This is a genomic window from Hydrogenobacter thermophilus TK-6 (assembly GCF_000010785.1).
Lineage (GTDB): Bacteria > Aquificota > Aquificia > Aquificales > Aquificaceae > Hydrogenobacter > Hydrogenobacter thermophilus.
Genome location: NC_013799.1, coordinates 1,431,284 through 1,444,188 on the forward strand (window position 1 = coordinate 1,431,284; position 12,905 = coordinate 1,444,188).

The window sequence follows — 12,905 nt, forward strand, 5'->3', positions numbered from 1 at the left end:
ATCACTTCTGAGTTATCTTAAATACGCACTTTTCGCTTTCTTGTGCCTTGCACTTTACCTCTTTAACCTCAAATTTCTTTTCAAGAAGCTCACTCAAAAATCCCTCAAAAAAGCCCGCCATAGGCTCACACACGGGATTCTTGCTTTTGCCCACCGCTTCCACAAGAATAGAACCTTCTACCCTTATTTCCATGGTGTCTATGTCGTACTCAAAAATGTCAAGCAGTCTTGAAGATTCAGCTATTACGGTAAGTATCTCAAAAGCCTCATCAAGCCTGTCTGTATAAACGCTATACCTTTCCTTGAGTATTTTGGCTCCTTTTTTACCTCCGTAGCTTGCCGCTCTCTTTATCACCTTTTCAATGCCCAGCTTAGATAGCTTGTGAAGGTCCCTGTATCCGTCTATGAGAGCTGCACGGTGGACAAGAACGGACTCTCTTTCAATAGCTTCTGCCAGAGCACGAAACTTATCTCTCAAATACTCCATCCCATACTCCTGAGTAATCCTTTCCCTTCTTCGGATATTTTATCCTTACTCCAGGCAGGTTCAAACACAAAGTTTACCACCACATCTTTCAATTGGGGGAAGTTTTTCAGCACATGCTCCTTTATGTACTGTGCAAAGTAAGACCTTGCAGGACAACCCTGTACAGTTAAAGTCATATCTATGTAGGCTACATTATCCTTTACCACCACACCATAAACCAATCCAAGACTCACAATATCCAAGGGTATCTCTGGGTCTCTTATAGCCTTTAAGCTTTCGTAAATTTCCTGCTCCATGGTCTATTTAAATATAGCTCATTTCCCACTTCCATGCAGTACTTATGATAAAGCTTAGGTCGTCGTACAAAGGTTGCCAGTTTATCTTCTTCATAATTTTTGTGCTTTCTGCCACCAACTGTGGAGGATCTCCCGCCCTTCTTTGACCATACTTTACAGCAAAATCTACATGGGTTACTTCTTTAACTTTGTTTATCACCTCAAGAACGGAGTATCCACGCCCGTAGCCTACATTAAACACATCACTTTTACCACCGTCAAGAAGGTAGTACATGGCATCAAGGTGCGCTCTTGCAAGGTCTGTCACATGTATGTAATCCCTTATGCATGTCCCATCATATGTAGGATAATCTGTACCGTAAACTTCCAGATAAGGAAGCTCCCCCTTGGCAACCTTTAGCGCTCTGTGTATCAAATGTGTAGCCTTCTTACCTCTTTGACCAAGCTTGCCCTCAGGGTCTGCTCCCGCCACATTAAAGTATCTTAAAATTATAAAGCCTAAGGAGTAGCCCGAAGATGCCACATCCATTATGCATCTTTCTGCCATAAGCTTGCTCCAGCCGTAGGGGTTTATGGGAAAAGCAGGGTCTTCTTCCTTTACAGGTATGGAAGGTGGCACTCCGTAAACCGCTGCTGTAGAGGAGAATATAAGGTACCTCACTTTAGCTTCCATCATGGCAGACAGAAGGTTCATGGTTCCACAGAAGTTGTTGCTGTAATAGCTTAAGGGTTCTTTAACGCTTTCCGGAACAGACACCTTTGCCGCAAAGTGCATAACTACGTCGGGTTTAAAGTCAAGGATAACTTCTTTTATCTTCCTTTCATCTAAAAGATCGCCAACCACAAGCTTACCGTAAAGTACAGCTTCTTGGCTTCCCGTAGATAAGTTGTCGTAGATAAGAAGATGGTGCCCTGCCTCTCCCAGAAGCTTTACCACATGAGAACCTATGTATCCTGCTCCACCTGTTATGAGCACTTTCATGAAGGATATTATAATTCGGGGAGGTGGAGGCTTTACTCCACCTTCTCACTGAATATGGCTTCCAGCTTTTCCTTTTTCTTCAGAGGTTTAATATATGGCTTATCGTCTTTTATCCTGATCTCTACCGTATCCACATCTTTGAGACTTCCTTTAAGAAGCTCTTCCGCCAGAAGGTCCTCAACATGGTGCTGCAGAGCACGCTTTAGACTCCTTGCTCCGTACTCAGGTTTATACTCTCTGTCTATGAGCCAATCTACAAAGCTTTTGTGGAGTTTTACACTTATACTCCAGTCTTGCAAGTTTTTGTTTACCTCTTTGAGCTGAAGCTCCAGTATTTTTGCCACATCCTCCTTCTCCAGAGATCTGTAAACTATGATCTCGTCAAGCCGGTTGAGAAACTCGGGATTAAATGTCTTTTTTACCTGCTCCATCACATTCTTTTTCATCTGTTCAAAGTCTATAACGCCGAATTTTTGCTCAAAGCCCATCTTTCCACCGTGAGCTATCAGCCTTGCACCCAGGTTGGAGGTCATGATGATAATGGTGTTAGAAAAGTCCACCGTCCTGCCCATAGCGTCGGTAAGCCTGCCATCGTCAAAAATCTGCAGGAAGATGTTAAACACATCATGGTGAGCTTTTTCTATCTCGTCAAACAGAAGAACCGAGTAGGGTCTCCTTCTAACTCTTTCGGTTAGCTGTCCCCCCTCTTCGTAACCTACATAGCCTGGGGGTGCTCCTATGAGTCTTGAAACCGTGTGCTTCTCCATATATTCGGACATATCAAACCTCACAAGAGCATCTTCTGTGCCAAATAGATACTCTGCCAATGCCTTGGCAGTTTCCGTTTTACCCACTCCAGTAGGACCCAAAAAGAGGAAAACGCCTATGGGTCTGTGTCTGCCTTTTAGCCCCACTCTTGACCTTCTTATTGCTCTTGCAACTGCCTTTATGGCATCATCCTGACCTATCACCCTCTTTTTGAGTTCTTCTTCTATGTGAAGGAGCTTTTCCATATCACTCTCGTGAACACGCTTTACGGGTATGCCTGTCCACCTTGATACCACTTCTGCCACATCCTCTTCGGTAACTTGCGGTCTATTCTTTGCAATTTCCTGTTTCCACTTGGTTTTTAGGCTTTCAAGCTTAGCTCTTAGCCTTAACTCTTCATCTCTGAGTCTTGCAGCCTTTTCATAATCCTGCTCGTTGGCAGCGTTCTCCTTCTCCAGCTCAATCTCCTTTATCCTCTCCTCAAGAGCCTTAAGGTCAGGTGGTAAGTTCATAGCTCTCAGTTTTACCAGAGATCCGGCCTCGTCTATAACATCAATAGCTTTATCGGGCAAATTCCTCTCCGTTATGTATCTGACAGAAAGCTGAACAGCCTTTTCTATTGCAGATGATGTATACTCCACATTATGAAACTCCTCAAACTTCTGCTTTAGCCCGTAGAGTATCTTTATGGCATCTTCTTCGCTGGGCTGGTCCACCAAAACTGGCTGGAACCTCCTTTCCAAGGCACCATCCTTTTCTATGTACTTCCTGTACTCATCAAGGGTGGTGGCACCTATAACCTGTATCTCACCCCTCGCCAGAGCTGGTTTTAGCATGTTGGATGCATCAATGGAGCCCTCCGCAGAGCCAGCACCTACAAGGGTGTGTATCTCGTCTATGAAGAGTATAACATTGGGAGCTTTCTCCAGCTCTTTGAGAATGTTTTTGAGTCTCTCCTCAAACTGACCCCTGTACTTGGTACCCGCCACCAAAGCAGCAAGGTCAAGAGCCACAACTCTTTTGTTTTGCAGATGCTCTGGCACTTCCCTGTTGGCTATCCTCTGTGCCAGTCCCTCCACTATTGCAGTTTTACCCACGCCGGGGTCTCCCAGAAGCACTGGATTGTTCTTCCTTCTTCTGACCAGTATCTGTATTACCCTTTCTATCTCCTTCTCCCTGCCTACCACCGGGTCAAGCTTTCCTTCTCTTGCCATCTGGGTTAGGTCTCTTGAAAACCTGTCAAGGTTTGGAGTGGGTGCGTATTTCACACTCTCCTGAGGTGGTAGCTCACCGAGTATCTGCAGAACTTCTCTTCTCACCGAGTACTCATCAAGCCCAAAACCTCTCAGAATTCTTCCGCCCAAACCTGTCTTTTCTCTGACCACACCTATGAGAAGATGTTCTGGACCAACAAACTGATGGTGCAGTATGCGAGCCTCTTCAACCGCAAACTCAAGCACCCTTTTGGCATCGGGAGCAAAGAGTATCTCTCCCGAGTGAGAGCCTCTTGTTATCTGTCCCATGATGGCTTTCCTGACTTTATCAGAGGTGAGTCCGAACTTGGAGAGTATGATGGTGGGAAGGTCTTCGTCCTTTATTAGAGCAAGTAGGATGTGCTCACTACCAAGGTATGTATGTCCAAGCTCAAGAGCCTCTTCCCTTGCCTGCAAAATAACTTGCCTTGCTTTCTCAGTAAACTTCTCAAACATTTCTTACACCTCACCTACTTTATAAAGATATATGCACACAGCCCTTTGGCAAGATGTGAACTTTTATAATAATCCCTTGATGGAAGTACAAGGGCTTACATCACAGCAAGCCACTGAGAATATAAAAAGATACGGTTTGAACCAAATAGAGGAAAAAGGAGAATCGATTTCTATGAAAATCTCTAAAAAGTTTATATCTCCAATACCTTTGCTTTTAGAGCTTACCATGCTATTTCTTATCGTCCTGGGGAAATACTACGATATCTTCGTAATTTTTGGACTTTTAGTTTTCAACATAGTCCTATCTCTGTTTCATGAATTAAAGGCGGATAAAGCTATAGAACAGCTCAAAAAACGCCTTGATATAAAAGCCAGAGTTTTAAGGGATAATAAATGGGCAGATATTCCTTCTCGTTTTTTAACACTAAATGATGTTGTGCTTCTTCAGAGTGGGTTTATTGTACCGGCAGACATAGAGATACTTGAAGGTAATATTAGTGTTGACCAGTCCTCAATAACAGGGGAATCTCTTCCCAAAAACCTAAAAAAGGGAGATACAGCTTACATGGGTTCTTTGGTGGTGAAGGGAGAAGCGATAGGCAGAGTTATCGCCATAGGGTCTAAAACCTTATACGGGAAATCTGCAAGACTTGTTCAGGAAGCAAGAAACAAAACACAACTTGAAATTATAGTGTTTGAACTTGTAAAGTATCTATTTATCTTCAGTTTGGTTTTAATTGTTATTCTTCTTGGATTATCATTATCAAGCAAAAAACCTTTAGAGGAAGTTCTTCCGCTATTAACGGTCTTATTGCTTCCAATAATACCCGTTGCTTTACCTACAGCTTTCACCATAGCTACTGCACTCGGAGCAAAGGAACTTGCTCAAGAAGGGGTGCTGATTACAAAACTTTCAGCTATAGAATCCGCTGCGGGAATGGATATTTTGTGCGTTGACAAAACAGGTACGATTACAAAAAATAAAATTCAAGTAGCTAAAATTATACCTTATTCTGGATTTTCCGAAAAAGAAGTTATATGCATGGCAGCCTTGGCCTCCGATCCGAAACAAAAAGATCCAATAGAAAACGCCATATACGACTATCTAAACAATGATGAATCCTGCATGGAGAATTACAAGGTAATAAGTTTTGAACCTTTTGACCCTTCAAATAAGTACTCAAAATCGGTTGTACAAGTATACCAAGATTATTTTGAGGTTTATAAAGGTTCTCCGAAAGTTGCACCAACTCCACAAGATGCACATGAATTTATTGAAGATATGGCTAAAGAGGGAGAAAATCCAGAGAAAAAGTAGAATTTTTAGGTTTTTTAGGTTTTTCTGACCCTATAAGAGAGGATTCAAAGGAGTTAATAGAAAAGTTAAAAAATCTTGGTGTAAATGTAAAAATGTTAACAGGTGATACTAAAGAGACTGCAAAACGAATAGCCTCTTTAGTTGGAATTGAGGGCAATGTATGTGATATAAAAAACATAAAGGAAGAATGTGGTGTTTTTGCAGAGGTTTTTCCAGAGGATAAATTTACTATTGTAAAAGCTTATCAAAATAAAGGGCATATAGTAGGTATGACGGGGGATGGTATAAATGACGCACCAGCTTTAAAACAAGCAGATTTTGGCATTGCAGTTTCGAATGCAACGGACATTGCGAAATCGTCCGCTTCCGCCGTTCTCACAAAGGATGGCTTAACCAATATGATTTCAGCTATAATTTTATCAAGAAAAATATACCAAAGACTTCTTACATATGTTTTTTCAAAAACTATAAGGGTTTTTATGATTATTTTGAGCATATTTGTTTATTATATAATCTATAATGAATATATTTTAACTACAAAAATGGTGCTCTCATTATTCTTTTTTAACGATTTTATAACAATTTCTTTAGCTACGGACAATGTAGAGTATTCAAATAAGCCTGAAAAATGGAATATAAAAAAATTAACCTTTACTTCTTTTTTATTAGGTTTATTTTGCACTATTTGGATACCCTTCCTAATACTTTTTGTGGGGGAAAATCTACTACACCTCAATATAGAACAAACAAAAACTTTTGCCTTTTTGACAATAGTGTTAAGCATCCCCGTAAGCATACTATCTATTAGAGATAGGGGACTTTTTATAAAAGTACCTCCTTCAAAATATCTTATGCTTGCCATGATCTTATCAATTGTTGCATCAAACCTAATGGCTTTATTCGGTATATTCATGGTTCCTATAAATCCAAAAAGCATTCTTTATGCCGATATTTTTGTGGGGCTTATGTTTCTACCTTCTTTAAAATTTTTAAAAACCCTTGTGCATAGCCTTTATGAGTGAGTGTGGTATAATTAACAGAGTATAATTATGGAAGGCAGGATAGCTATAATTCATAAGTTCTTTCCTTTTGATCCTGAGGGAGTTTTGGGTGGTGCTGAAACTGTCAGCGTAGAGATAGCCTCTGGGTTTGCCAAGTTAGGATGGGATGTTTACTTTTTTGGATACTTACCAAAGGGAAACAGGGTTTTGGAGGGTGTAAAGTTCATAAATTACGGGGAGGATTACCGTCTTTACGAGATTTTCGGAGAATACAGAGATCTGGAGTTTGACGCTTGTCTGTGCGTACATGCCTACCCGGTAAAAACCCTTTTAGGCTTTGAGAATATAAAGAGATTTTTCCTTATACCACAGGATATGAGTTTTATAGAGCACGGAGTAAAGCCTTACTTTATAAACAAGTACATGGATGGTGTAGTATGTCTGTCTGATTATCAGAAAAATGCATACATGCAGTGGGGTATAAGTGAGAAAAAACTGGCAAAGATTCCCTACGGTATAGACACAGATCGCTACAGACCGTTATCTGTGAGAAACTTCAAAAGGTTGATGTTTGCAGGAGCAACTATAAAAGCTAAGGGAATAGACTTGCTCCTTGAAGCTTTTAAGGGGTTAAAAAAAAGCTTGCCGGACTTGGAATTACACATATATGGAGACGCCACCTTATGGGGATCTGCTGAAGGTGTAAAAGTAAACGAATATCTGCCGGGAGTGTTCTTTCACGGTAAGGTGAGTAAGGAGGAGGTAATAAGAGCATACAGTGAGTCCGCCCTTTGTGTAATACCTACAGTACCGGAGCTTTATCAAGAATCCCTTCCCAGGTCATCCTTAGAGGCTCAAGCATGCGGTTGTCCTGTTGTAGGGACAAAGAGCGGAGGCCTTCCAGAGACCTTTCTAAATGGCAAAACAGGCTTTTTGGTAGAACCTCTGAGCGTGGATAACTTAGCACGGGTAATAGAGAATGCAATAAAAAAGGAAGATAATTTAAAAGCTATGTCAGAAGAAGCGGTAAAATTTATAAAAGAAAACTTCTCTTTTGAAAAGCAGATAAAGAAGCTTGAAGAGTACATACTCTCTTTGCCCCCCAGAAAGGAAAGGATAAGCAGTATAAATTATAAAGATTTAAACATACTCTATTACACGGAAGTTCCCTTAATGCCATCAAAAACATCCTCCTGCAGGAGAGACTACGAAATAATAAATATACTGCTTGAAAAAGGCACTAACATAACTTATACGCATGGTTTTTTTACAAAAGATGTAGAGATAGAGATAAAGGGTTTGGCAAGCTCCTATCGGAACTTTAACATGCTCATACCCATATACCAACATCTGTCTGCTATAGGGGATCATGACTTGCTTTGGATAACGGAAGCGTGGGACCTTGAGAGGCTTCGTAAAGCCTTAGTTTTAGCCAAAAGAGCCAAGCTGGTTTATCATGTGCCGGTGGTGCTGGACATTATGGATTCTATATACAAGCAACTCTCAAGGGGTAAAGATGCAGGGGCAAGCTTCACCCAGGAGGAGATAGAGACAGCACGCACCATAGAGAGAGAACTTTACCATTTGGCTGACATGGTAATCTTCGTATCTGAGGAAGAAAGAGAGTTTGCAATAAAGGAGTTTGGCATAAACAGAGAAAAGACCTTTGTAATTTCAAATGTGCATCACCCAGCAGATGCTCCCACAAGAGCGGAGGGCAAGAGCATATGCTTCATAGGTGGCATCTTAAACTACAATAACCTGCTAGCTATAAGATACTTCCTAAACACCATCTATCCATACATACTAAAGTACGATGAGGAGGTGGAGTTTTACGCCATAGGGGACAGGACGGATGAACTTAGACTTGACCAGCTGGTAGAAGACAAAAGCCTGTTGGATTTATACAAGAAAAAGGTTCACTTAGTGGGTTGGGTAAAGGATATAGGTAAAGAGATAAGAAAGCATAAGCTTTCTGTAGCACCTTTGGTATCGGGATCAGGTGTTAAGGGGAAGATACTAAACAGTCTGGAGTGGGGTGTCCCAGTGGTAACAACACCCATAGGCGCAGAAGGTTTTCCTGATATTGAAAATTCAGGCATTGTTGTGGCAAAAGAACCTGAGGAATTTGCAAATATGGTGGTAAGCATAGTTAACGACGAATCTTTGAGGGAAGAGCTTGCCAAAAAAGGGCTAAAGTATGTGCGCGACAGATTTTCCAAAATAGCCGCAGAAAAAACCCTTGAGGAGATGCTTTTTAGCATAAGAAATTCCATAAAAACCAACTTTTCTCAGGTAAAGCCATGCCATTACGGTATTTGGGGAAAATACGAATTAATAGTGCCTGATAATTACAAGAAAGTTGATGACTTTGACAGCGTTGTCTGGAGCGTTATGAGTGTTTTCAAAGACAACTTTGATATAATCTCCTTTAACTTCTTGGATGTTTATAATATAGAGCCTCGCGTAAGACCCCTCCTTGAAGACCCACCCGAATCTTACAGATGGCTACCGGCTCTTTTCAAAAGGGACCTGCAGAAAAGTTTTTTTAGGGAAAATGAGCTAAGGTATCTTCATGTGGATACCATTCTTTGCTACAGAGAGTACAAACCTAAAGGAATCAGAGGAAAGATAATAGAGTGGGGCCTGAGGAACAAAATGCTTTTCAAAAAATACCCTCTCCTTGAAAGGTTGGCAAAGAGAGTTTACAGGTGGATATCGTGAATATAATTATCGTAGAGAACCATATTCCCTTTTTGGAAGGTGGCGCAGAAAGGCACTCGGAGGGTTTGAGACAAGCTCTTTTAAAAGCAGGTCATAATGTGGAAGTAGTGAGAATACCCTTCAATTGGTATCCACCCGAGCATCTTATAAAGCAAGCCTTTATTACAAGAATGCTGAATCTTCAGGAAGTGGCGGGAAGGAGGATAGACCTTTTGATAGCCATGAGATTCCCTAATTATTACATACAGCACGACTGTAAAGTTGTATGGCTTGTACATCCTCACAAGAGTGCCTACGAGCTTTGGGACAGACCCTACATAGACCTTCCAAGGGACCCAGGAGGTTATGCCATAAGGGAGTTTATACTTCAGATGGACAGAAAACACCTCAGGGAGGCAAAGAAGGTCTTTGCCAACTCAAAAACTGTGGCAGAAAGGCTCAAAAGGTACATAGATCTGGAGGCAGAAGTGCTTTATCACCCCCCGCCTAACGCAGAAAAGCTCCACTGTAAAACTTACGAAAGGTTTATCTTCTTTCCAAGCAGGATAAGCCCATTAAAGAGGCACGCTTTAGCTCTGGAAGCTATCAAATATGTAAAAAGTCCTGTCAAGCTCGTAGTGTGCGGTAGAGCAGATAGTCCGGATTTGCTCAGGGAGTTTCTTGAAAGTATCAAGGATGTGCAAGACAGAGTTGTTTATCTGGGGGAAGTAAGCGAAGAGGAAAAGATAGACCTTTACTCAAGATGTCTGGCTGTGCTTTTCCCTCCTTTAGATGAAGATTACGGCTATGTAACTCTGGAAGCCATGCTCTCACAGAAGGCTGTTATAACCTGCGTAGATTCTGGAGGTCCCACAGAGTTTGTTGAACACCAAATCACCGGCTTTGTGGTAAGTCCCAAGCCAGAAGAGATAGCTGATGCCATAGACAGGCTTGCCCAAGATGAGAGCTTAGCCGTTAGGATGGGAAAAAGAGCTTATGAAAAAATTCTCTCCATGTCTCTCTCTTGGGAATATGTAGTAGATAGAATTCTAAGTGTAATATGAAAATTGCTTTTGTATGTGCGGAAGAGAGCAAACGTGCACTGTTAGTCCTCAAAGCAATAAGGAAGTACTCGGACCTGTCTGTGTGGACGCCTAAGGGAAGTAATCTCTGGCTGTATCATCTTTGTGATCTCCCTCTCGTAGAGTTCTCTGCAAAAGAGCCTTATGTGTCTTGTCTATCCTCCTTTGATGCAGTGCTTTACTTTCTGACATCAGACTCCTTTAATCTACTAAGTGGGCTTGTCTGCGTGCCGGGCATATTCCTCATAGTTGATGATATTCCTCTGCCACAGTTTTCATCTTACCAAGAATCCTTTTTACACTTCTTTTTTGAGGAAGATCCCATAAACAGAGCCCTTCTTATTATGTCCCAAGTGCCACCAAGTTCAAATCTGCTTCCACCCTATAAGTCTATAAATCTCAACTCGCCAATTGAAGAGTTGTCAAAAGATATCTTTGAAGGTATAAGGCTTGCTCACGCTTTTGTGCCTTTTCATAAGTTTATGACTGAATTGAAGGATAGTTTTTTAAAAGATGTTAACAGAGAGCTATTAAAGGGGGAGTTTCTTGAAAATCTCCTTAAAGAGTTAAACACCTTTTATAATGTTTACAAGCTTTCTGTAGATTCTCTCTCTCAGTGAGCCTTCAGGAAAGATTTTGGGCTTTAACGTGTGATAAACATCGTACATCTTAAAGAAGATGGAAGATTTGAGTTTTTGAAGCTCCTCTTGATGGTTCTTTAAATGGACTTTCAGCATTTCTAACTCTTCTTGGTTAGTCTTTAGGCTATCTTCCAAAGATAGTCTGATGTTCCTCTCTTCGTTTAGCAATCCCATAAGCATCTGGGCAGATTTTATCTTTTTCAAAAGTTGATTGTGAGGGTCATCGCACACAACACCGTAAGACAAAAAGTTTAGTATCTCGTTTACCGTCATGGGCTGGTCAATAACTAAAAAAGCCTCGTAAAGTCTATCTTCCACCGTGTATATGGTTGGATACTTCATAAAGGCTTCCGTTCTCTTTATCCATATGTAAGAATTCCCCAAGCTATAAGAGTAATTTAAAAGAGCCTTCTTTTTTATTGGATAAACATCCGTCACATCCACAAGGAGATTGTGTCTGAAAGTGTTATAAACTCCATAAAGACGGAGTTCAAAAGTGGGACTCTCCTCAAACACAGAAAGAACTGCAAGGGACGCAGCAATGTGGTCCGAATGGTGGTCAAAGGGGTGAGGAGCATAGACCTTCTGGAAGTTTTTCAGTATTCCACCAAGAGCGGACTTTAGCTCATCCAAGTGGTTGGCAAGCTCACCCTCTTTAAAATCCAAAAAGTTTACCGTGCTTATTCCCAAAAGGCGCGCGGCAGAAAGACACTCCTCCTTTCTCTTGTTGGTATCGGTTTTTTCGTATAACTTAGAACCGTCTGTGAGGACATAAAGATGCACTTCATCACCTTTAGCAGTGTGTTGATAAATGGTTCCACCACATCCTATCACTTCATCATCAAAGTGAGGCGCTATTACAACAGTATAGCCTTTTTCATTTTTTCCTTCCATGACTCTAAGGAAAACCTCCTTGATACTTTTTCGGATATAACTTCTCTGTAGTACTCCCCAAGCCATCTTTGCTTTTTTATGGACATTACTTTTTCAACAAACTCATCAGCTTTCATCTGCTCAACCACCAGGTCCTTAAGGTAATCTTCCACCTCAATTGGAACAGCCAACTTTGATGCTATAACAGGCACTCCACAAGCCAGAGCTTCCACAATTGTAAGCGGGAACCCTTCATACCTTGATGGGAAAAGGACAAAGTCCGCCATGTTGTATATGAGGGGCATATCTCCAAAGGGGACCTGCCTAAAGGTGGTTATATCCTCAAGTATTGGGATTTGGTTTAAACCACCAGAGGAGATGACCTGAAGCCAAAAGACATCTCTGTAGGTGTAGTTTACAACCTCCCTGAATATGTCATATCCCTTCGTTGTATCATTTCTACCTATGTAAAGTCCTACGAAAGCATCCTTTGGTATGTTAAACATGGACCTGATTTTTGCTTTATCCATAGGTTTAAAAGCATCATCCACAGGATTGTTAATAACTGTTATATCTTTATCAACACCTATGTGTTGTTCAATCTCTTTTTTGACATGCTCACTAACTGCCACTATTTTGTCTGCGGCGTTTGCCAGAAATACTTCGGCTATATACCCATTTATGTACTTATTACCCAAATAATCCGGGAAATTTATAGCTTCAGTTTCATACATCCCGAAGAATCCCAGATATAGCCCATGGAACATAGCCACAAATCTTTTAGCTCTGCCTGGAAATAAGCCCAGACCTGCAATATTGTTAGCTATAACAAGGTCGCACTTATCGCACCTAAGGTAAGCCTCTCTACCAACCCAAAGAGGGAAATAGTCCCCAAACTTTTGGCTGTTGTCTTTGTGTACAATGTCAACTTTAAAACCCTCCTCCTCCAAAAGGTCCTTTGTATGTAGTACGATTCTCTCGGTACCCCCTTTAAAAGCGTACGGATCAACTAGTGCTGCGATAACTGCATGCATGTTATTTATTA

At 41.2% G+C, this 12,905-nt stretch carries 11 protein-coding genes; 5 read left to right on the top strand and 6 right to left on the bottom strand.

The features are described from left to right. Position 1: 1 nt before the first annotated feature. Genes HTH_RS07900 through HTH_RS07915 form a run of 4 tightly spaced genes read right to left on the bottom strand, consistent with a single transcriptional unit; the run spans position 2 to position 4,242 of the window. Positions 2–487, bottom strand: coding sequence for a V4R domain-containing protein (locus HTH_RS07900; RefSeq protein ID WP_012964198.1), 486 nt, complete (start codon positions 485–487; stop codon positions 2–4). Further along, positions 475–783 (bottom strand): metal-sulfur cluster assembly factor, encoded by a 309-nt coding sequence (locus HTH_RS07905; RefSeq protein WP_012964199.1) that lies wholly within the window; start codon positions 781–783, stop codon positions 475–477. The genes HTH_RS07900 and HTH_RS07905 overlap by 13 nt, the downstream gene beginning before the upstream one ends. A 7-nt stretch (positions 784–790) precedes the next feature. Next, positions 791–1,765 carry a UDP-glucose 4-epimerase GalE gene (galE, locus tag HTH_RS07910; RefSeq protein ID WP_012964200.1) on the bottom strand — a complete coding sequence of 325 codons (975 nt, stop codon included), beginning with the start codon at positions 1,763–1,765 and terminating at the stop codon, positions 791–793. A gap of 32 nt (positions 1,766–1,797) precedes the next feature. Then, entirely contained in the window at positions 1,798–4,242 is a 2,445-nt protein-coding gene (locus HTH_RS07915; RefSeq protein WP_012964201.1) for an ATP-dependent Clp protease ATP-binding subunit, read from the bottom strand. Between the two features lie 79 nt (positions 4,243–4,321). Here HTH_RS07915 and HTH_RS10110 point away from each other — a divergent pair, with 79 nt between their 5' ends. Genes HTH_RS10110 through HTH_RS07935 form a run of 5 tightly spaced genes read left to right on the top strand, consistent with a single transcriptional unit; the run spans position 4,322 to position 10,966 of the window. After that, entirely contained in the window at positions 4,322–5,560 is a 1,239-nt protein-coding gene (locus HTH_RS10110) for an HAD-IC family P-type ATPase (protein WP_232500422.1), read from the top strand. A 56-nt stretch (positions 5,561–5,616) separates the two neighbouring features. Continuing rightward, complete coding sequence (locus HTH_RS10115) at positions 5,617–6,582, top strand: HAD-IC family P-type ATPase (RefSeq protein ID WP_232500478.1); 966 nt, start codon at positions 5,617–5,619, stop codon at positions 6,580–6,582. A 27-nt stretch (positions 6,583–6,609) separates the two neighbouring features. Further along, entirely contained in the window at positions 6,610–9,285 is a 2,676-nt protein-coding gene (locus HTH_RS07925) for a glycosyltransferase family 4 protein (RefSeq protein ID WP_012964202.1), read from the top strand. After that, positions 9,282–10,328, top strand: coding sequence for a glycosyltransferase family 4 protein (locus HTH_RS07930; protein ID WP_012964203.1), 1,047 nt, complete (start codon positions 9,282–9,284; stop codon positions 10,326–10,328). The genes HTH_RS07925 and HTH_RS07930 overlap by 4 nt, the downstream gene beginning before the upstream one ends. Further along, a complete protein-coding gene (locus HTH_RS07935; protein WP_012964204.1) occupies positions 10,325–10,966 on the top strand; it encodes a hypothetical protein in 642 nt (213 codons plus the stop codon). Before HTH_RS07930 ends, HTH_RS07935 begins: the two co-directional genes overlap by 4 nt. Here HTH_RS07935 and HTH_RS07940 read toward each other — a convergent pair. Both HTH_RS07940 and HTH_RS07945 read right to left on the bottom strand, forming a co-directional pair. Further along, positions 10,913–11,881 (bottom strand): PIG-L deacetylase family protein, encoded by a 969-nt coding sequence (locus HTH_RS07940; RefSeq protein ID WP_012964205.1) that lies wholly within the window; start codon positions 11,879–11,881, stop codon positions 10,913–10,915. The two genes, HTH_RS07935 and HTH_RS07940, sit on opposite strands and share 54 nt — an antisense overlap. After that, complete coding sequence (locus HTH_RS07945) at positions 11,845–12,894, bottom strand: glycosyltransferase family 4 protein (protein ID WP_012964206.1); 1,050 nt, start codon at positions 12,892–12,894, stop codon at positions 11,845–11,847. Before HTH_RS07945 ends, HTH_RS07940 begins: the two co-directional genes overlap by 37 nt. Positions 12,895–12,905: the final 11 nt, after the last annotated feature.

Bases quoted from the DNA above. Each gene is read 5' to 3' on its own strand.
- HTH_RS10110 (WP_232500422.1), top strand. From the start codon at position 4,322: ATGGAAGTACAAGGGCTTACATCACAGCAAGCCACTGAGAATATAAAA.
- HTH_RS07900 (WP_012964198.1), bottom strand. From the start codon at position 487: ATGGAGTATTTGAGAGATAAGTTTCGTGCTCTGGCAGAAGCTATTGAA.
- galE (WP_012964200.1), bottom strand. From the start codon at position 1,765: ATGAAAGTGCTCATAACAGGTGGAGCAGGATACATAGGTTCTCATGTG.
- HTH_RS07905 (WP_012964199.1), bottom strand. From the start codon at position 783: ATGGAGCAGGAAATTTACGAAAGCTTAAAGGCTATAAGAGACCCAGAG.
- HTH_RS07945 (WP_012964206.1), bottom strand. From the start codon at position 12,894: ATGCATGCAGTTATCGCAGCACTAGTTGATCCGTACGCTTTTAAAGGG.
- HTH_RS07940 (WP_012964205.1), bottom strand. From the start codon at position 11,881: ATGGAAGGAAAAAATGAAAAAGGCTATACTGTTGTAATAGCGCCTCAC.
- HTH_RS07935 (WP_012964204.1), top strand. From the start codon at position 10,325: ATGAAAATTGCTTTTGTATGTGCGGAAGAGAGCAAACGTGCACTGTTA.
- HTH_RS07925 (WP_012964202.1), top strand. From the start codon at position 6,610: ATGGAAGGCAGGATAGCTATAATTCATAAGTTCTTTCCTTTTGATCCT.
- HTH_RS07915 (WP_012964201.1), bottom strand. From the start codon at position 4,242: ATGTTTGAGAAGTTTACTGAGAAAGCAAGGCAAGTTATTTTGCAGGCA.